Source organism: Bradyrhizobium sp. F1.4.3 (assembly GCF_040548375.1).
In the GTDB taxonomy this organism is placed as follows: domain Bacteria; phylum Pseudomonadota; class Alphaproteobacteria; order Rhizobiales; family Xanthobacteraceae; genus Bradyrhizobium.
Genome location: NZ_JBEPRN010000015.1, coordinates 78,090 through 95,207 on the forward strand (window position 1 = coordinate 78,090; position 17,118 = coordinate 95,207).

Annotated in this window: 20 protein-coding genes and 1 pseudogene; 11 read left to right on the top strand and 10 right to left on the bottom strand. The window is 61.7% G+C overall.

The genetic code is table 11. The features are described from left to right. Positions 1–80: 80 nt before the first annotated feature. Both ABIB73_RS29305 and ABIB73_RS29310 read right to left on the bottom strand, forming a co-directional pair. Positions 81–767 carry a DUF2161 domain-containing phosphodiesterase gene (locus ABIB73_RS29305; RefSeq protein ID WP_354229696.1) on the bottom strand — a complete coding sequence of 229 codons (687 nt, stop codon included), beginning with the start codon at positions 765–767 and terminating at the stop codon, positions 81–83. Positions 768–893: 126 nt separating this feature from the next. Continuing rightward, a complete protein-coding gene (locus ABIB73_RS29310; RefSeq protein ID WP_354229698.1) occupies positions 894–1,574 on the bottom strand; it encodes an SDR family oxidoreductase in 681 nt (226 codons plus the stop codon). Between the two features lie 119 nt (positions 1,575–1,693). On the opposite strand from ABIB73_RS29310, the gene ABIB73_RS29315 reads away from it, so the two are divergent. Next, entirely contained in the window at positions 1,694–2,437 is a 744-nt protein-coding gene (locus ABIB73_RS29315; RefSeq protein ID WP_354229700.1) for an SGNH/GDSL hydrolase family protein, read from the top strand. On the opposite strand, the gene ABIB73_RS29320 is transcribed toward ABIB73_RS29315, so the two are convergent. After that, positions 2,422–3,165: a tyrosine-protein phosphatase gene (locus tag ABIB73_RS29320; RefSeq protein ID WP_354229702.1), complete on the bottom strand. Its 744-nt coding sequence runs from the start codon at positions 3,163–3,165 to the stop codon at positions 2,422–2,424. The two genes, ABIB73_RS29315 and ABIB73_RS29320, sit on opposite strands and share 16 nt — an antisense overlap. A gap of 63 nt (positions 3,166–3,228) precedes the next feature. On the opposite strand from ABIB73_RS29320, the gene ABIB73_RS29325 reads away from it, so the two are divergent. Continuing rightward, on the top strand, positions 3,229–3,540 hold the full coding sequence (locus ABIB73_RS29325; RefSeq protein ID WP_354229704.1) for an MliC family protein: 312 nt from the start codon (positions 3,229–3,231) through the stop codon (positions 3,538–3,540). Between the two features lie 113 nt (positions 3,541–3,653). Here ABIB73_RS29325 and ABIB73_RS29330 read toward each other — a convergent pair whose 3' ends face one another. Next, positions 3,654–3,857 (bottom strand): DUF2735 domain-containing protein, encoded by a 204-nt coding sequence (locus ABIB73_RS29330; protein ID WP_354229706.1) that lies wholly within the window; start codon positions 3,855–3,857, stop codon positions 3,654–3,656. A 535-nt stretch (positions 3,858–4,392) separates the two neighbouring features. Between ABIB73_RS29330 and ABIB73_RS29335 the strand changes: the two genes are divergently transcribed. The 4 genes from ABIB73_RS29335 to ABIB73_RS29350 all read left to right on the top strand — a co-directional run bounded on the left by ABIB73_RS29335 (position 4,393) and on the right by ABIB73_RS29350 (position 7,881). Beyond that, the gene (locus tag ABIB73_RS29335) at positions 4,393–5,427 is read left to right on the top strand and encodes a glutamine synthetase beta-grasp domain-containing protein (RefSeq protein ID WP_148753007.1); all 1,035 of its coding nucleotides are present in this window, start codon (positions 4,393–4,395) and stop codon (positions 5,425–5,427) included. Between the two features lie 193 nt (positions 5,428–5,620). After that, complete coding sequence (locus ABIB73_RS29340) at positions 5,621–6,322, top strand: GrlR family regulatory protein (protein ID WP_354229708.1); 702 nt, start codon at positions 5,621–5,623, stop codon at positions 6,320–6,322. A gap of 18 nt (positions 6,323–6,340) precedes the next feature. Continuing rightward, positions 6,341–7,027 carry a substrate-binding domain-containing protein gene (locus tag ABIB73_RS29345; protein WP_354229710.1) on the top strand — a complete coding sequence of 229 codons (687 nt, stop codon included), beginning with the start codon at positions 6,341–6,343 and terminating at the stop codon, positions 7,025–7,027. Positions 7,028–7,059: 32 nt separating this feature from the next. Continuing rightward, a complete protein-coding gene (locus ABIB73_RS29350) occupies positions 7,060–7,881 on the top strand; it encodes a tetratricopeptide repeat protein (RefSeq protein WP_354229712.1) in 822 nt (273 codons plus the stop codon). A gap of 1 nt (position 7,882) precedes the next feature. Here the strand turns inward: ABIB73_RS29350 and ABIB73_RS29355 are convergent, their stop codons facing one another. Then, a complete protein-coding gene (locus ABIB73_RS29355) occupies positions 7,883–8,230 on the bottom strand; it encodes a hypothetical protein (RefSeq protein ID WP_354229714.1) in 348 nt (115 codons plus the stop codon). Between the two features lie 81 nt (positions 8,231–8,311). On the opposite strand from ABIB73_RS29355, the gene ABIB73_RS29360 reads away from it, so the two are divergent. Then, the gene (locus tag ABIB73_RS29360) at positions 8,312–8,461 is read left to right on the top strand and encodes a hypothetical protein (RefSeq protein ID WP_007609497.1); all 150 of its coding nucleotides are present in this window, start codon (positions 8,312–8,314) and stop codon (positions 8,459–8,461) included. A 257-nt stretch (positions 8,462–8,718) separates the two neighbouring features. Then, a complete protein-coding gene (locus ABIB73_RS29365) occupies positions 8,719–9,423 on the top strand; it encodes a GrlR family regulatory protein (RefSeq protein ID WP_354229717.1) in 705 nt (234 codons plus the stop codon). A gap of 123 nt (positions 9,424–9,546) precedes the next feature. On the opposite strand, the gene ABIB73_RS29370 is transcribed toward ABIB73_RS29365, so the two are convergent. Together ABIB73_RS29370 and ABIB73_RS29375 are read right to left on the bottom strand one after the other, a co-directional pair. Beyond that, positions 9,547–9,906, bottom strand: a complete 360-nt coding sequence (locus ABIB73_RS29370; RefSeq protein ID WP_354229719.1) for a DoxX family protein — start codon at positions 9,904–9,906, stop codon at positions 9,547–9,549. A gap of 251 nt (positions 9,907–10,157) precedes the next feature. Then, on the bottom strand, positions 10,158–11,030 hold the full coding sequence (locus ABIB73_RS29375; protein WP_354229721.1) for an NmrA family NAD(P)-binding protein: 873 nt from the start codon (positions 11,028–11,030) through the stop codon (positions 10,158–10,160). 116 nt (positions 11,031–11,146) lie between these two features. Between ABIB73_RS29375 and ABIB73_RS29380 the strand changes: the two genes are divergently transcribed. Together ABIB73_RS29380 and ABIB73_RS29385 are read left to right on the top strand one after the other, a co-directional pair. After that, positions 11,147–11,572, top strand: a complete 426-nt coding sequence (locus ABIB73_RS29380; RefSeq protein ID WP_354229723.1) for a winged helix-turn-helix transcriptional regulator — start codon at positions 11,147–11,149, stop codon at positions 11,570–11,572. Positions 11,573–11,774: 202 nt separating this feature from the next. Beyond that, positions 11,775–12,278: pseudogene (locus tag ABIB73_RS29385) on the top strand (GrlR family regulatory protein); the annotation flags it as partial. 732 nt (positions 12,279–13,010) lie between these two features. On the opposite strand, the gene ABIB73_RS29390 reads toward ABIB73_RS29385, so the two are convergent. Then, positions 13,011–13,367, bottom strand: a complete 357-nt coding sequence (locus tag ABIB73_RS29390) for a hypothetical protein (protein ID WP_354229725.1) — start codon at positions 13,365–13,367, stop codon at positions 13,011–13,013. A gap of 360 nt (positions 13,368–13,727) precedes the next feature. After that, complete coding sequence (locus ABIB73_RS29395; RefSeq protein ID WP_354229727.1) at positions 13,728–15,239, bottom strand: DUF1254 domain-containing protein; 1,512 nt, start codon at positions 15,237–15,239, stop codon at positions 13,728–13,730. 101 nt (positions 15,240–15,340) lie between these two features. Between ABIB73_RS29395 and ABIB73_RS29400 the strand changes: the two genes are divergently transcribed. After that, entirely contained in the window at positions 15,341–16,378 is a 1,038-nt protein-coding gene (locus ABIB73_RS29400; protein ID WP_354229729.1) for a DUF1254 domain-containing protein, read from the top strand. Positions 16,379–16,500: 122 nt separating this feature from the next. Here ABIB73_RS29400 and ABIB73_RS29405 read toward each other — a convergent pair whose 3' ends face one another. Further along, the gene (locus ABIB73_RS29405; protein ID WP_354229730.1) at positions 16,501–17,118 is read right to left on the bottom strand and encodes an Isoquinoline 1-oxidoreductase subunit; all 618 of its coding nucleotides are present in this window, start codon (positions 17,116–17,118) and stop codon (positions 16,501–16,503) included.

A 17,118-nucleotide genomic window follows, 5' to 3' on the forward strand; every position in this document is an offset into this window, starting at 1 on the left:
GATCCGGGATACCTAGTGCCGGTTATGCTGCATTGCAATATGAAATTGGTGTGGCATCTCAGCTATGCACCGGTTGGGTGTCAGGGAGGTGACGCGGCACCGGCATCGACCTCAACCCGTTGTTGCGGCCAGCGTTTCAGTGCCGCATGGCCGGCCGCTGTGAGCCCGTAGATTCCCCGCTCGGCGCGTTCGAACCAGCCATAGACATTGTGCAGCAGAATCTTGCCGGCATCAGGACAGCGTTCGCGCAGCTTGCTGACACGCTGCGGACCCTGGGCGAGCGCCGAGGCGCAGGCCAGCGCCTGCTGCCGATAGGCCGTCATGATCGGCGCGCGCGTGCTGCCGCCCAGCACGGGATCGCCCTGGCGGCGCTGATGTTCCGCAACGAGCCGCGAGCGCGTCTTGGGTTCACGGCGCGGCGCCGCCGTGGGCGGTTTCACCAGCACCTCGACCTGGCCGCGGTCGGTGACTCCAAGCATGCCGAAGCCGAGGCGACGGCAGAGATTGCGATAGCGCGCATCGCTCTCGCGTCCCTTGCCGCGCACCGACATCTTTGCCGCGATCCAGACCTCGTCGCCCGCCGGCGCGCGGTCGACCGCCTGCAAGATCAGTTCGAGATTGAAGGTAAGCTTGAGTTCGCCAATCACCACGACTGGCGGATCGCCGGCGCTGAGGCCGACGAGATCGCAGCCGCCGATCTCGCCCTTCACGGTGAAGCCGAGCTGTTCGAGAAAGCGTTTGACGGGGAGATAGAGCGCGGTTTCCACAGGCGTTCCGATCGGAGAATCAGTTGCGGCCAGTTTAGCCCGGATCGCACTATGGCTCCGCGGCATTTGATCGGGAACGGATGGTGCGGTTTCAGGGGCAATCTGCGGCTGTTGGTGCCGGATTGGTCAAACTCGTCCGCTCACCGGAATCAGCGCACCGGTGACGCCGCTCGCGGCATCGCTCGTGAGGAACAGGATCACCTCGGCGAGCTCCTGCGGCGTGACCCATTTGGAGAAGTCCGCTTTCGGCATGTCGGCGCGATTGGCCTTGGTGTCGATGGTCGAGGGTAGCACCGCGTTCACGGTGACCTTGCCCTTCCATTCACTGGCCAACGCTTCGGTGAGCCGGTGTACGCCTGCTTTCGATGCCGCGTAGGGACCCAGGCCGGAGCCTGCCTGGAGCGCGCCCATTGCGCCGACATTGACGATGCGGCCGGCCTTGGAGGCGGCGAGATGCGGCAGCGCCGCGCGCGAGGCGTTGAGTGCGGTCAGCACGTTGAGCGCATACATGCGCTGCCACGTCTTGATGTCGCCGTCGCCAACGGTCTCGAAGGCAAACCCGCCGGCGATGTTGACCAATGTGTCCAGCCTGCCGAAATGTCTTTCCGCAGCCTCGACGGCCGTCTTCGCCTGCGTTGCGTCGGACAGGTCGATGCCACCGATCTCGATGCGCTCGGCCGTCGCGGGCATTTGAGAGGGCGCGTGATCGATGCCGGCGACCCGCGCGCCGCGTGACTGCGCGACCTCCGCGACTACCTTGCCGAGCGCGCCGAGCGCGCCGGTCACGACAATGACTTTTCCCTGCATGAAACTCTCCGTCGTATCAATTCGCGTCGACTATTGCGCGGAGCGAATTGGACTTGCAATGGCGGCGGCTTCAAGGCTGGGTTATAGATGCAACTTTAGATCGTGGAGAAGGTTGTTTCATGTCCGATAATTTGCCGACTATCGAAGTTCCCGCTGCGATCGTCGACCTGAAATTCCCGCTGATGCGTCTCCGGCAAGCGCTGGACGGAAAGGGCCCGGTGCGTATCGTCGCGATGGGGTCGTCCTCGACGGCCGGGCGAGCCGACGTCGTTCCCTATCCTTACAGGCTCGAGATGTATCTGCGGCAGCACTACAGGGATGAGGATCCTCGCCCGAACATCCGGATTGACGTCCTCAACCGGGGCAAGGGCAACGAGGAAGCCGACGACGAGCTCAAGCGCTTCGAGACGGATATCTTTCAGGATGATCCCGCGCTGGTCATCTGGCAGGTCGGGACCAACGCGGTCTTTCACAACGACCGATACGACGTCGATGTGGTTGCCGAGAATATCAGGAAGGGGCTCGCCCAATTGCGCGCCCGCGGCTTCGAGGTTCTGCTGATCGATCCGCAATATGTGACGAAGATGCTGTGGGATGACCGCGCCGAACTCTCGGACAAGATGGTCCGGCTGATCCGCGATGCCGCCGGGGATGCCGAGGTCAATCTGTTCCAGCGCTGGGCGCTGATGCGGCATTGGCACATCCAGAACAACGTGTCGTTCGCGCAATTGCTGGATACGAGCGATCCGGACCAGCTGCATCAGAGCGACTGGAGCACCATGGAGGTATCGCTCGCCCTGACGAATTCAATCATCAAGGCTGCCGCGCCAACAGCGACCGTAGCGGATCACGATTGCAGGTAGCGCGCCTTCAGTGCGGTCCGCTCTGCTGGGCCAAGCTTGAGCCCGTCGCGCAGATAGGTTTCGAGATCGCCATATTCGCCGCCCACGGCTTCGAAAGCCGCAGCGAGATAGGAGGCCTCGACCGAGCCGATCGCGTCGAGAACATCGGCAGGAAGATCCGAGACGGTCGATACGTCGCGCCGGTAGAACTGGTTGGTCAGGAGATAGTCCTCCGCAATGACGTCGTCGGCGACCCCGAGCGCATGCAGGATCAGCGCGCTGGCGAAGCCGGTGCGGTCCTTGCCGGCAGTGCAGTGGATGACGAGTGGCGCGCGGTCTTCGAGGAGGTGGCTGAACAGCATGCGAAAGCTGTGCGTGTTGTGGCGGACATAATTGCGATAGGATTCGCGCATGATCTCCAGCGCAACCGGCGCGGTCAGCGTGCCACTGGCGAGTTCGGCGCGCAGTGACGCCACCACCGTCGGCTCGATCGGCAGCGAATGCACGGTGATCTCGTTGACCACGCAGACGCCGGCCGCGCGCTCCTCGACGCCGCGGAAATCGAACGCGCTTCGCACCCCGAGCGCACGGACGATCTCGATGTCGGCGGCTGTAAGCTGGCCGAGATGGTTGGAGCGGAAGATGTGTCGCCAGCGCGTGGTGCGGCCGTCGGCGGTTGGATAGCCGCCGAGATCACGAAAATTGCTGGCGCCTTGGAGGCTGAGGTGGCGGGCGGGGGAGTCTTGCACGGAGGAGTCTTGCATCGGATCAGCTTTTGTTATGTTGCCGGCGGGCTATTGCAGGGGGCGATTATGGACCGGCACAAGGCCATTGTTTTGGCCATCGCCATGCTGGCGGGCGGAATTTTCGGCGCGCGGCGGGCCGATGCGCAGACTTTTCAGACCTATCGCTGCGCCGATAGTACCCAGTTCATCGTTGGATTTTATGACGAGGACAAGCGCGCCTTCCTCCAGATCGACGGCGAATCTGTCACGCTCGCCAAGCGGCTGACGGTCTCGGGCGCACGCTATTCAGGGGCGGGGATCACGCTGACGATTGGCAAGACCGGAACCACCACGGTCAGGCATTTGAGGCGGTCGGTCACCGCCTGCGCGGTGATCTGATCCTGCAATCAGGTTCGGAATCAAAAAGGGCCGAAACTTCGTTGTTTCGACCCTTTTTCAAACTGCCGCCGGGCGCTTGTGAGAGCGCGGCGGTATCGAACCAAACGCAGACATCAGCGGTCCCATTTCGGCTTTGCTTCCTCGATCGCCTCCTGGTGGTACCAGCTGCCGCTGCAAATCGTCTCGTTCACTGGGAGCGAAACGTGATCGGCCGGCAGACGGGCCTCACCATAACGGCGCCCCCCGAGAGCCGAACGGCCCCCGACGGGGAATTGGTAGATCGTTGCCGATCCATGACTCAAACCATTATCCATCATTGCGGTATCTCCTGAGATCGCAGCGCTTGGCCTCCATGGTGCGCCCGACTCGTTGGCTTGTGGTTACTGGACTCCCCATATCGGCCGTGCATTCCGAAATGCAAAGTGCTGAAAAGAAAATCAGTATTGGCCTATTTTGTGAGCAATCGCTCGTTTGCCTTCTCCAAGGCAGCGGTTGGGTGACTAACGCTTGGGCCATTGCGAAGGTTGCGAGCGGCGACCAGAGACTTCGCGAATATTGCTGGACAGTGATGCGCGTTTAGACGGCAGCGCCGGTTACCACCTTGGGTGCACCAGAATCGGGCGTTTTCCGCGGGATTTTTGCGATGCGGCGTCACGAAAAGGTGCGCTGCTATGACGCACGTGGCTGTGAATAGCCGGTGCGGTCCCGGACCCGCCGGCGGCGGTGGAAGACCTCCCGCGCTGCGGCTTTTTGGCACGTTAAATGCTTGTAAGCGGTCGGCCGATGGTGGCCGGGTACAAACGTGCGGGGACTAGCCGTCCCCACCTTTCGCATCATCTACAGAGAGGCTCAATGACCAAGTACAAGCTCGAGTACATCTGGCTCGACGGATATACGCCGACTCCGAACTTGCGCGGCAAAACTCAGATCAAGGAATTCGCGTCGTTCCCGACGCTCGAGCAGCTCCCGCTCTGGGGCTTCGATGGCTCCTCCACCCAGCAGGCCGAAGGCCACAGCTCCGATTGCGTGCTGAAGCCGGTCGCGGTGTTCCCGGACGGCGCTCGCACCAACGGCGTGCTCGTGATGTGCGAAGTCATGATGCCCGACGGCAAGACGCCGCACTCGACCAACAAGCGCGCCACCATCCTCGACGACGAGGGCGCGTGGTTCGGCTTCGAGCAGGAGTACTTCTTCTACAAGGACGGCCGTCCGCTCGGCTTCCCGGCCTCCGGCTATCCGGCGCCGCAGGGCCCGTACTACACCGGCGTCGGCTACTCGAACGTGGGCGACATCGCCCGCAAGATGGTCGAAGAGCATCTCGACCTCTGCCTCGCAGCCGGCATCAATCACGAAGGCATCAACGCGGAAGTCGCGAAGGGCCAGTGGGAATTCCAGATCTTCGGCAAGGGCTCCAAGAAGGCCGCTGACGAAATGTGGATGGCCCGCTACCTGATGCTGCGCCTGACCGAGAAGTACGGCGTCGACATCGAGTTCCACTGCAAGCCGCTTGGCGACACCGACTGGAACGGCTCCGGCATGCACGCCAACTTCTCGACCGAGTACATGCGCACGGTCGGCGGCAAGGAGTATTTCGAGGCGCTGATGGCGGCCTTCGACAAGAACCTGATGGACCACATTGCCGTCTACGGCCCGGACAACGACAAGCGTCTGACCGGCAAGCACGAGACCGCGCCATGGAACAAGTTCAGCTACGGCATTGCCGACCGTGGCGCTTCGATCCGCGTTCCGCACTCCTTCGCCAATAACGGCTACAAGGGCTATCTGGAAGACCGCCGTCCGAACTCGCAGGGCGACCCATACCAGATCGCTTCGCAGATCCTGAAGACGATCGCGTCCGTGCCGGCCGACAAGAAGGCGGCCGCCTAAGATCCTCCCGGCCCGGGCTGGGGGCTGGCCCGGGTTGGCTTTCAATCCGCCGGAGCTGAAGGCTCCGGCGGATTTTTCATTTTGATGACAGCCGTTGTTGTGGGTCTGCCGGCCATGCCGGCTTGAAGTCTGTCCATCGCTGCCGAAAGCGGAGTAGAGTGTCCGTGAATGCGCGCAGGGCCCGGGACGGCTGGTGTTTGAGGGCTTTTACAAGGTACGATTTCAGCTCGGCGACGGTGTTGGCCGGAGCGTGATGCATGCCGGCAACGGCAAGATGCTTGGCGGCAATTCCGCCTTCGCCCATATCGGCACCTACGAGAAGACCGCTGACGGTATCGACATCGTCATCAAGACCGTCCGCCACAATCCCGATCCGAGCTATCGCGCCATGGCCGGCACCGATGACGCGACGCTGATCGCCAAGGGCCGGGCGGACGGTGACCTCTATCGATTCAAAGGTGAACTGAAAGAGCTGCCCGGCGTGCCCTTCCAGTCGGTGATGACGCCGATCACGGAGGGCGAGGTGCCGATCGCCGGTGGCGTCGGCGAGGCCGGCATCGCCGATGGCCTCTATTCGGTTCACCTGCGGATGCTGGACGGCATTGACGGCGGCCTCACCGGCGTGATGCTGCTGAACCAGGGCCGCATCCTCGGCGGCGATGCCTCGTTCTATTACCTCGGCAGCTACACCGCCGCGAACGGCCGCTGGAAGGGCCAGATCCTCAACCAGGAGCACACGCCCGCCAAGGACGACCCGATCTTCGGCGGCCACGAGGTCGGCATTGGCTTCTCCGGCAGCTATGACGCAGAGCGGGCGGTGCTGGAGGCAACGGCGCTGGCCGGCAAACGCAGCCTGCGCCTGACCGCCGCGCTCAAGCTGATGCACCGCGCCTGACCGTTACAGGAATTGCACATGGAAAACGTCGTTCGCATGCTCTCGACGCTCGGCTTGATGGGCGCGATGCGCAGCCTGTCCTCGGCTTACGAGGCCGCTAGCGGCGTCCATATCGACGCTGATTTTGCGCCGACCCAGGCGCTGCTCAAGCGGCTGCGCGACGGCGAGGCCGCCGATCTCGTGATCCTCACGCGCGAGGGGCTCGACGAGGTGATCGGCGAGGGGCGCGTGCTCGCAGAGAGCGCGGCCGATCTGGCGCGCTCCTATGTCGGCATAGCGGTCAAGGCAGGCCACGCGCATCCCGACATCGCAAGCGAAGCCGCGCTGCGCAACACGGTGCTGGCGGCGCGGTCCGTGGCCTATTCACGGCTGGGTGCAAGCGGGATCTACTTTGCGCAGCTGATCGCGCGGATGGGCATCGCGGCCGAGATCAACGCCAGGGCCACCATCGTGCAGCAGGGATTTACCGCGGAGCGGCTCGTCAGCGGCGAGGCCGACCTCGCCGTGCAGCAGATCAGCGAGCTGAAGCAGGTCGACGGCATCGAAGTGGTCGGCCCGATCCCGCTCGATCTGCAGACGCCGGCCGTGTTCTCCGCCGGCCGCATGGCGAGCGCGAAACATGCGGCCGCCGCCGACGGACTGCTGCGCTACCTGGCGTCGCCCGAGATCGCGCCGGTCCTGCGCAAGTCCGGACTCGAGCCTTGAATTCGCCGGGACGCGGACGCAACGTGACGCCCATGCGGACCTACCTCTGTGCCATCCTCTTCATGCTTGCCGCGCCCTTGGCGGCGCACGCGCAATCGGCCGACCTCGTCCTGTGCGACCGCGTGGCGGCCGATCCCAGCGATCCCGACAAGCCGGCCGATGTGAAGGGCGTGCCGGAAGTTGCAGCCTCCGATGTTGCGACTGCCATCAAGTTCTGCAAGCAGGCCGCACCGTCATCGCGGCGCGCGATGTTCGCGCTTGGACGTGCCTACGCGGCCAACCGGCAGACGGCGGACGCGATCGCCGCCTGGCGCAAGGCGGCCGACAAGGGTTCGAGCGCGGCCATGGTCGAGCTCGGCGTGCTCTATGGCACCGGCTCCGGCGTTGCCAAAGACGAGGCGCAGGCGCGAAAACTATTCGAGAAGGCGGCGCAGGCCGGCAATCCCCGCGGCGTCTCCAACCTTGCAGCCCTCGGCAGCGCAGGCGGTGCCGCGCCCGCGGACCCTGCGCAGGCGCGGGCGCTGCTGGGCAGGGCCGCCGAAACCAACGCGGAGGCGCAGTACCAGCTCGGCCTGATGCTCTCCAACGGCAACGGCGGCGAGAAGGACGATGTTGCCGCACGCACGCTGTTCGAGAAGGCGGCGGCGCAAAACCATCCCGGCGCGCTGGAACGCATGGGATCCTTCGCGCAGGACGGCCGTGGCGGGCCGAAGGACAAGGACGCCGCCAAGGCCTATTACGAGCGCGCTGCCGCGCTCGGCGACGAGGATGCCAAGAAGGCACTGGAGCGGATACGCTGCCCCTACGCAATCAAGGACAAGCAGGGCAAGCTCGTCACCACGCTATGCTTCTAGTTCACTTCATGTAGTAGGCGAGGTTGTTGCGGGCGTCGCGATAGGTCGTGTCGAGAAAGTCCGGATATTGCCTCGCCGCCTGCGCCACCGCGCGCACGACGCAGTCCCGGAAATCGCCATTCCAGTTGAAGTGCGTGAAGGTGGCGTCCTCGAATTTGACGGCGACGATAACCGCCTGTCTGATCGCCTCATCATCGGCGTGCGGATGCGCGCGCTTGAGATATCCGAACATCGGTCCTTCAGAGGCGTGGTCGCGATCGCTGCGGTATTTCGCGCTGATCTGCTCCGGCGTCAGGGTGCGATAGACGCGGACCTCTTCGGTGCTCGAACGCCGCTCGATCGTGTCCATCCGGGTTCGAAGGAGCCTTCCTCGGGAAGGAACCGGCCCCGGCACAGGCCGTTGAGATCACAACAAGCAGGAGGCGCAATCATGATCCGCAAACTCGCATCCGGCGAATACCGGCTCTATTCGCGCAAGGTGAATCCCAAGACCGGCAAGCGCCGTAACCTCGGCACTTTCAAGAGCCGCGCGGCGGCCGAGAAGCACGAGCGCGAGGTGCAGTATTTCAAGCGTCATTGACGCATGACGAGGGCCGTCCGGGACCGCACAAACCAAAAAAGTCAAAAACAACCCCATGCACAGTAGCCAAGTCGTTGAAATTACTTGTTTCGTATTTTACGAAATATGGATTGACCCGTCAGGCAAAACAGGGGCATGATGGCATCATGCAGCGATAGCTCGGCGAGTGGCTCCTGCGCGGAAAAGCCGGATGGCGTCAGTGCGGCAGCGGTGCTAGGTAGTCCGCAATTCTTTTCCGATTTTGCGGGTCAATTGCATTGCTGGACGGGCTCTACAAAGTTGAATACGGCATCAACAATGCGTTCGGCCGCAGCATCATGTGCCTGCATGACGGCAAGATGCTCGGCGGCAACTCGGCCTTCGCGCATCTTGGAACTTATCAGGAGCGCGACGGCGAGATCATCGCCGAGGTGATCACCGAACGGCATAATGAAGATCCTCACTACAAACCGCTGATGGGCGCTGATGTCGCCTCGATCAATGCACGCGGCCGGCTGAACGGCAACCAGATCCGTCTCGAGGGCAGCGCGGACACAATGCCGGGCGGCAACTTCTGGGCCAGCCTCTCGCGACTCGATGGTGGGGCGCTGCCACCACGCGGCACGATCGGGGAGGGCGGCATCGCCAACGGGCTCTATGGGATGAGTCTGAGCGCGCTTGATGGGGTCGATGCCGGGCTCTCCGGCGTGATGCTGCTGATGGACGGCCGCATCCTCGGCGGCGATGCGTTTTTCTACTATCTCGGCTCCTATTCGTCGGCGGATGGCCGCTGGAAGGGTGAGATGCTCAACCAGGAGCACACGCCGGCGAAAGGCGAGAATCCCATGTTCGGCGGTTACGAGGTCGGCATCGGCTTCTCCGGGACCTGCACGGCGGATAGTGGCGAGTTGGAAGGCATCGCGCTTGCGGGCAAACGCAGCTTGCGTCTTGCGGCCTCGCTCAAGCTGATGCGGCGGGCCTAGGGCGTGTATCGGCAGCTGATCAAAGGCGGCATCAGCGAGACCAAAATTGGCGGTAGGTGGACATCCAGTTTCACCCGTGAACACTCGCACGCGGACATTCCGTCGGCCCTCCAGTGGCGTCAGTCATGCCGGGCTGGGGAGCCGCTTCCGCCAGGCGAACCAGCCGACGATTATCGATAGTGTCGCCGCGACAAGCGGCGCCACCCCGTGTCCGTATTCGCCGTGGAGTGTGACGGTTGCGAGCGCCGCCAACATCACAGCGCAGCCGAGCGCCGAGCCCCACAGCCGCGTCCGTGCCCGCGCCAGCAGAACGGCGGTCGTGAGTTCCAGCGATCCGGTCACGAAATGGAACCAGTGCGGGTATCCCCACCGCAGATACTCCTCGTAGATCGACCCAGGGGCGAAGATGTTGCTGAGCGATCCCACGATGAAGAAAGCTGCAAGCGCCAGGGCCGAGACCTGGTGCCAGGAAATCTTTGACATTTGTCCATCCTTTTCTGATGAGGGCGCCGCGGCGAACCTGTGTGACTTCTGATGGGGGCTCCGCCGAGAAACCTGTGGCCGCCTGGTCGACGAGCCGGCCGATGTCCGCGATTGCTGCGGCTCGAAAAGGTGATCTACGAGATCACCCTTCACCATGGGATGACGGGTGTCCGCCGCGACGCATTCATTCCGAAGGAGATGCGGATTTCCGGAGCAGTCCGAAAGTCGCATCTCATCGCTGATCCGCGGACCTACGCCGTGGCGGCGTTCCGGGCCGCCGCGAAGACATCGCGGGGAAGCGTTGTGCCTGCGACGTGCTCCGTGCCCGCTACGCCGAGGTCCATCCAGCCCGCGTTGACGGCCTCGAACATCGCTTCAGCCGGTCCGGTCTGGCCCTTCGGGATGCCGAACTGCTCGAACGCTGCCGGCCACTCGGCCCGCGGGACAGCGAAAGCCTTGACGTCGCGCTGCATGGCATCGCCCAGTTGCGCTGCGACTTCATCCGCGCTGACCATCGAACCAAGTTCGATGACGCGATGCCCCGACCACGCCGGCCCGGTCAGCAGCGTCGCCACCTCGGCACCGATGTCGTTCGTCGCGACCATCGTCGATTTCCGGTTGGTCGGGTTGTAGTAGACGGGGAGCATGCCGCCCTGGCCGACGTGCAGGCCGTAAAGGAAATTTTCGAAGAACCCGCCGGCGCGCACGAAGGCAGTCGGCGATGTCAGTTTGCGAAAGCCTTGCTCCAGCAACGACAGGGCCGTGATCATCCCCAGCCCGCTGGTTCTGTTCGCCCCCATCGACGAGAGCCCGACGACTCGCGGCGGCGCGGCCTTGGTCAGCGCCTCGACATAGTTCGCGATGATGCCCTTGGCTTCCTTGAAGTCCGGCGAGGGGGCCCAGACGGCCGGCAACATGACAAACGCGCCGTCGACGCCCTTGAGCGCCCGCTCGATGCCGGCCGCATTGTTCCAGTCGCCGTCGACCAGTTCGACGCCCTGGTCCGTCCAGCTTGCCGCCTTCGCTCGGTCGCGAACCAGCGCGCGTACTTTCTGACCTTGCGCCAACAGATGCCTGGCCGTTGCGCCGCCGACTTTTCCCGTAATTCCCATGACTAGAAACATGCATATTCTCCCGGTGCTGGATGGTCTATGTTTTAGGGTAGGTCTCACATAGAGACTTTAGAGCTGCACCGTAAGGAGGCAGTTTTTTGTAACCAGGAGAGCAAAAGGGAGCCCGTATGAGCGACGCATCGAGCGCGATCGAGCGATTCAGCCGATATCAATCGGACGACGCCCAGTCAGTAGAACCCGTACATTGCCCGGTCCGCGACGTGCTCGACTGCATCGGCGACAAATGGAGCATACTCATGATCATGACCCTCGCGACGCGACCGCGGCGCTTCAGCGAGCTTCACCGAGCCATCCGCGACATCTCGAAGCGCATGCTCACCCAGACGCTGCGCGACTTGGAGCGCGACGGACTGATCACCCGCCATGTCTTTCCGACCAAGCCGCCGAGCGTTGAATATTGCCTTTCCCCGCTAGGCCAATCCTTGCTGGACCCGATGGCGAGCCTCATCGATTGGGCCGACCGTCGTTATTCCGATATCCATGCCGCGCGCGTCCGCTTTGACCGAGCACCCTGTGATGTCCCGCGCCAGTGATCTGAAACAGAAGTTCGCATCATCGCATGTGTAGTCGCGCGCCTCCGGCGGGCGGGTGAATAAGTGCGCGGTCATCAGGCGTATCGATGTTGACGACGCTCCACACCGGGCCTCCGTCGCTTAAAGTCATCGCAACATAGACGCCACACCGCCGGCAGATGATTTGATCGGAAGGTTTTTAGACCGAATAAGTATCGTTGAAGGTGCTGACGTCGCGGCGATCAAGGTGCGCGGCAGGATGGAGGGATCGACGATCCTGCTCGAAGGTAAGGCGGACGCGATGCCCGACGGCGTGTTCCGGGCAAACCTCGCGCCGCTCGACGACGAGGCGCTCGCGCCGCGTGGCACGATCGGGCCGGGTAGAATCGCCAACGGGCTCTATGCGATCCATCTGCGCGCGCTCGATGGAGTCGATGCCGGGCTCTCCGGCGTGATGCTGCTGATCGACGGCCGCATCCTCGGCGGCGATGCGTTTTTCTACTATCTCGGCTCATATTCGTTGGCGGACGGCCGCTGGAAGGGCGAGATGCTCAACCAGGAGCACACGCCGGCGAAAGGTGAAAATCCCGTCTTCGGCGGCTATGAGGTCGGGATCGGCTTTTCCGGGAGTTGCACGGAAGACAGCGGCGAGCTCGAAGGCATCGCGCTCGCCGGCCAGCGCAGCTTGCGGCTTGCAGCCTCGCTCAAGCTGATGCGAAGGGCTTAGGGCGTCTACTCGTAGATTCGTCGCGCAGGCTTGGCTGTTACGAGGCGACGTTGAAGCCAATACGTCTGCATGTCGGCCTTGGGGCCAACATCAGCGAATGGAGAGGCCTCCAACTGAGGGCGGCCATTGTTTCCAGGTCTGAGAAAAATTGAACATTCAGGATTGCCGAAGCGATCCATTCTTGGGTTATGGCATCAGAAACAGAACTACTAACCCCTGAAGAGTTCGCATCGCTGCTTTTGGTCAGCAACGTGCCCGTGAATGGCCCAGCGCCCCTTATCCCCACCGCACACAGCGACCGGTTGATCGCACTGGGCCACGTGGTCCACCTATCGGGAGGCTGCGAATGACCACGCAGGGTCGCGTTCGGACTTATGCGGGCCAACCCGCAACCACCTGAAGGCCCGCACTCTGAAGATTCTGTTCAGGCGGCTGAATGCCTTGGCGCAAAGAAGGTGCCGGTGGAGGGCGACCCGGACAAGGCACATATCAGCTGTCTTGAGCGTGCGCATTCAGGGGCGTTCAGCGCGCCGCTCCCGTGGTTTCGTCCGACGGACCGGCGGCTGGCGGTGGGGTCCGGTTTAATTCCGTCGATCCCGGTGTTCCGCTCGGTCCGGGATTAGGCGCAACATGCTCAGTGCTCCGCGGTCCCCATGTGAGGATAGCAACCGCCAGCATGACTACAGCGATTACGGCCAACCTTCGAAAGTGCATGCGGTTCTCCAAGCTAGTTTAAGCTGTCTTGGTGAACAACGTCAGGACACCGTCGGCAATGTTGATAGCAACGACTTGTGCCGAACTCAGGCCCTTGGCCTTAAGCGCGGATGCCGCCGCCGGTGTCGCGTCAATGGACTTCCGAAGTGACTGTATATCATCCTCGCTTGTCTGCGCGACGATTTCATCGACCTTAGCGCGCACCGCCGGTTGCAACTGCTTAATGTCGACGACCTGTATGCTCTTTATGACCGCGCTGGACTGAGCAGGCGGTTCCTCTGCGTTGGGCCGCGGGGATGTCCCTTGTGCCTGCACGAAAGCCGGCGTCCCAAGGGAGAGTGCTGCAATAATGATGGATGCCGTAAAAATGCGCATGGTCGTTCCTTTCCAGCCTTTCCAGCTTGGACAAACTACCAAAACTCCTATGCGCCAAATTTGGTTAGCGTCTGATTTTCATGTGGCCGTTCAGTGAAACGAATGCGGCTGCAATGGGCACACTCTACCGAACCGTCAGTGGGAAACCAAAGATCAACAGGCGTGACCATCGCGCGAGGGGCAATCCCGTTCGCGGATAGACCACGCCAAGGGACCGCCTTGTCCGGTTTGGGGCCGAAAGCGAAATTGTCTTCGGCAGCACGATACCCACGACTGTGTGCGTTCAGTCAACAGCTCAACAGGAGTCATGACCTACGCAGGTGTCTTGGCACACTGGACCGGCGGTACACGCTGATGGCTTCATTGGAGTTCGAAATCACCTGGTTTCCAAGTTTTGTCGAACCAAGGCTGGAGTGGCGCGTAGAGACGTAGCAGCGAGTTCCAACCCTTCCCCGGCGTGGTCTGGACCCAATTGGCTTCGTGTCCGGCAGGTGCCTTGGGTGCGAACCATACTGTCACAGACCCGTCGGCATTTTTCTCGATACCGGACTGGTTGCTGTCAAGGCCCGCCAACTTCTGATCCGTTTCCAGCATCGAGCGCGTCTGGTTGTCATAGACCGTGAACGACCAGAACTGACCAGCCGGGATCGGGGCCGGAAGTGTAATCTTGTATGTCTTGCTGCCGTCGAGATAGGTCCCTGTCGCATCGCGCACGGCGAAAGCATAGGCCGACCCGGTGCCGGGTTTCGCGTCGGCCATCGCGGGCGTTATGCCTGTTGCAGCGTAATGAAACATCGTACGCGCATCGAGCATTCGCTCGCCGTTGTTCAGGAACTGATAGCTGTTGCCGATGAAGCCGTTGTTCCACTGGCGATCAGGATAGAACTTCGCTCGCTCATCCCTTGGAGCGAACACCATAGCTCGCGCCGTCGCGTTCCCGACTGCGACTGCTTCAGTAAGGATCGCCTTCATCCGTGCGTTCGGCGCGAACGGCTTGCCCTTCTTGATACCAATCGAAGCGAACAATCCGACCGTTTCAGGATCAAATGCGTCGGCGGGTTCGGATTGGATCACTTCATTCAGTTCCTCGTAGAAATGAAAGTCGTTCGCGTGGATTGTATTGAACTGCTTTCCGGAGGAGTCAACAAACGTGGTTGTGGGAGGACTTTCCGCCGCCGAGAGAGGATAAACACGCGCGTTGCTCCTCACATTGTTCACCGCAGCCGCGATGTCGCCGTCTTTAACGAAAGCGCGATAAAGAATGAGGTTGCTGTAGGTCGGAGTTTTGGTGACAAAGTAGCCGTCCGTTGGAAGGCTGCCGGAATATCCAGGCGGCACGAAAAGATATTTGCCACCTTTGCCTTTGTCGGGACCTATCAGTCCAACGTCTGTCACATAGCGAAAGTAAGCGTCGTCGACCGGCCCCAGCACGCCCGGCGGGACTTCTGCGATCACTGGCCCGTCTGTCAGATCGATGCAGAAGAACACATAGATCGTTGTGGAGTTGGCCGTAAGAAACAGTGAGCGAGCATCCATCAACTCTTGGGTGATGGCCATTCCCTGATTTCGCTTCGCGCCAACTTGGTCGACCCCCTCGCACATCGCGTAGACCGAGGCGGCTGGCATTCCGGCCATGAATGCTTCGGTGCCACGGGCGAAGTCGATGTTGTCGTAAACCTTCTGTACCGTTTCCTGATCGGGGAGTCCGTCAAAGAATTTCAGCGTTCCCATCCGGGTCTCAACCTTATCGGGCGTCTGAATGTAGTTTGGGACTTTGGCAGAATACTTCGGAGCTGACTGGCTTTGTGCGTAAGCCGGCATCTGGGTCGCGGCAGTTAGCAGCGTAAGGGCACCCATCAGTAACTTACGCATGTCGCATCCTCATGGTTGATAAAGTTCGGATAGCTAGGTTACCATTATCGAGTATAGTTGTGATGCTGCCACCTTGAGAAGAATAAAAGGTACGATGCGAAATGAAAGTCAAATCCGTTTTCTCCGCTGTGGTCTTGTCGTTAGCCGTCGGTGTGGGTCGTGCACAATCTGTCGAGCAGTCGCCCGTGGGCGAGATGCCGGTCACCGTCGATAACTTCATCCGCGCTGAAACTGACCTATACATGGGCAATATCGTCAAGGATGGTGGCTTCGGGAAGCTCATTCACCGCCGCGAACCCGCCTCGATAGACAACCAAACTGTCATTCGCCTCAATCGCGATACCTTGTATTCGTCAGGGGTTTTTGATCTCGACGCCGGTCCCGTGAGCATTACGCTTCCCGATGCGGGCAAGCGCTTCATGTCCTTGCTGGTCATCAATGAAGATCATTATGCGCCGTCCGTGTTCTACGGAGGAGGCTCTCATATTCTCACCAAGGAAAAAATTGGCACACGCTATGTCGTGTTCGCCATTCGCACCTTGGTAAACCCCGCTGATCCGAAGGATGTTGAACAGGTTCACGCGCTGCAGGACGCGATCCAGGTAAACCAGAAGAGTATCGGCAGGTTCGAGACCCCGAAGTGGGATGCCGCAAACCAGAAGAAAGTTCGCGACGCGCTTCTGGTGCTCAGTTCGACGATACCTGACTTCAAGAGGGCTTTCGGAACGAAGGAGCAGGTTGATCCGGTACGACACCTGGTTGCGACGGCTGCGGCATGGGGTGGCAATCCGGACAAGGACGCGACGTATCTCAACATCACGCCCACCAAGAACGACGGGACCACAGTTTACACGCTCCGGGTAAAGGACGTACCTGTCGATGCCTTTTGGTCTGTCAGCGTCTACAACGCGGACGGCTACTTCGAGAAAAACACGTACAATGCGTACGCGCTCAATAACCTCACGGCCCAAAAGGGTAGTGATGGCTCCATTGCGATCCAGTTCGGTGGATGCGACGGCAAAGTGTCTAACTGCCTGCCAATCACTAAGGGATGGAACTATACGGTAAGGCTCTATCGCCCTCGCGCCGAAATCCTAAGCGGAAAATGGAAATTCCCGGAGCCGCGACCGGCAAGCTAGTCGAATGCGCGACAAGTCCCACTTCTGCTGATGGGTCATAAGTCGTCGATGACGACCAAGCGGGGTGACTTTCGTTTTTCGCCTGGAAGCCGAAGGTTATGAGTACTCCCCCTGGCGCCTCATCACGGTGCAGGGCACGCCGCCCCCGTCTTCACCCAGGCCTCGACCAGCGCGCCGGCCTGCGCTTGCGTGCCCGGCGCGGGCAAGCGGCCGAAGCCGGGATGCCAGGCCCAGCCGACCAGGGTGTCCTTGCCGATGTGGTCGATCAGCTCTTCCACCGTGCGCCCGCCATTGCGCGCGGGGTCCCTGATCTGTTCGCAGATCTCGCCGACGGTCTTGCCCTCCCAGGCCATCTCGCGCGGGGCGAGATGCCATTCGGGATGGCCGGGCACGCGGCCGGGCTCGAAATTGGCCTTCTGGTGGCAGGTGTTGCAGCGCATCGCCGCCAAGCCGTGGCCATCGGCGCCGCGGGCGACCGGCGGCTGATGGAGGTGGGGATTGTCACCCTGGCGCGGACTGTCGCCGGCCGGATGGCAATTGGTGCAGCGTGGATGCGTCAAAACCCTTCCGAGCTCGGTGAAGATCGCCGCCGAGCGCTTCTCGGTGTCAGTGATGCTGGCAAAACTCTCGGGCGAGGCCAACCCATGGCTCTTCGTGTCCGACGCCGCGTAGCCCGCGCAAAGGCTGCTCGTCAGCGCCGCAATCACGGCAATGATCTTGAAGCGCGCGTCGGAGATCAT

Excerpts from the sequence above, each read along its gene's own strand:
- ABIB73_RS29395 (WP_354229727.1), bottom strand. The coding sequence starts at position 15,239 with ATGCGTAAGTTACTGATGGGTGCCCTTACGCTGCTAACTGCCGCGACC.
- ABIB73_RS29360 (WP_007609497.1), top strand. The coding sequence starts at position 8,312 with ATGATCCGCAAACTCGCATCCGGCGAATACCGGCTCTATTCGCGCAAG.
- ABIB73_RS29350 (WP_354229712.1), top strand. The coding sequence starts at position 7,060 with ATGCGGACCTACCTCTGTGCCATCCTCTTCATGCTTGCCGCGCCCTTG.
- ABIB73_RS29325 (WP_354229704.1), top strand. The coding sequence starts at position 3,229 with ATGGACCGGCACAAGGCCATTGTTTTGGCCATCGCCATGCTGGCGGGC.
- ABIB73_RS29355 (WP_354229714.1), bottom strand. The coding sequence starts at position 8,230 with ATGGACACGATCGAGCGGCGTTCGAGCACCGAAGAGGTCCGCGTCTAT.
- ABIB73_RS29380 (WP_354229723.1), top strand. The coding sequence starts at position 11,147 with ATGAGCGACGCATCGAGCGCGATCGAGCGATTCAGCCGATATCAATCG.
- ABIB73_RS29335 (WP_148753007.1), top strand. The coding sequence starts at position 4,393 with ATGACCAAGTACAAGCTCGAGTACATCTGGCTCGACGGATATACGCCG.
- ABIB73_RS29375 (WP_354229721.1), bottom strand. The coding sequence starts at position 11,030 with ATGTTTCTAGTCATGGGAATTACGGGAAAAGTCGGCGGCGCAACGGCC.
- ABIB73_RS29345 (WP_354229710.1), top strand. The coding sequence starts at position 6,341 with ATGGAAAACGTCGTTCGCATGCTCTCGACGCTCGGCTTGATGGGCGCG.
- ABIB73_RS29400 (WP_354229729.1), top strand. The coding sequence starts at position 15,341 with ATGAAAGTCAAATCCGTTTTCTCCGCTGTGGTCTTGTCGTTAGCCGTC.
- ABIB73_RS29330 (WP_354229706.1), bottom strand. The coding sequence starts at position 3,857 with ATGATGGATAATGGTTTGAGTCATGGATCGGCAACGATCTACCAATTC.
- ABIB73_RS29370 (WP_354229719.1), bottom strand. The coding sequence starts at position 9,906 with ATGTCAAAGATTTCCTGGCACCAGGTCTCGGCCCTGGCGCTTGCAGCT.
- ABIB73_RS29405 (WP_354229730.1), bottom strand. The coding sequence starts at position 17,118 with ATGATCTCCGACGCGCGCTTCAAGATCATTGCCGTGATTGCGGCGCTG.
- ABIB73_RS29315 (WP_354229700.1), top strand. The coding sequence starts at position 1,694 with ATGTCCGATAATTTGCCGACTATCGAAGTTCCCGCTGCGATCGTCGAC.
- ABIB73_RS29390 (WP_354229725.1), bottom strand. The coding sequence starts at position 13,367 with ATGCGCATTTTTACGGCATCCATCATTATTGCAGCACTCTCCCTTGGG.
- ABIB73_RS29310 (WP_354229698.1), bottom strand. The coding sequence starts at position 1,574 with ATGCAGGGAAAAGTCATTGTCGTGACCGGCGCGCTCGGCGCGCTCGGC.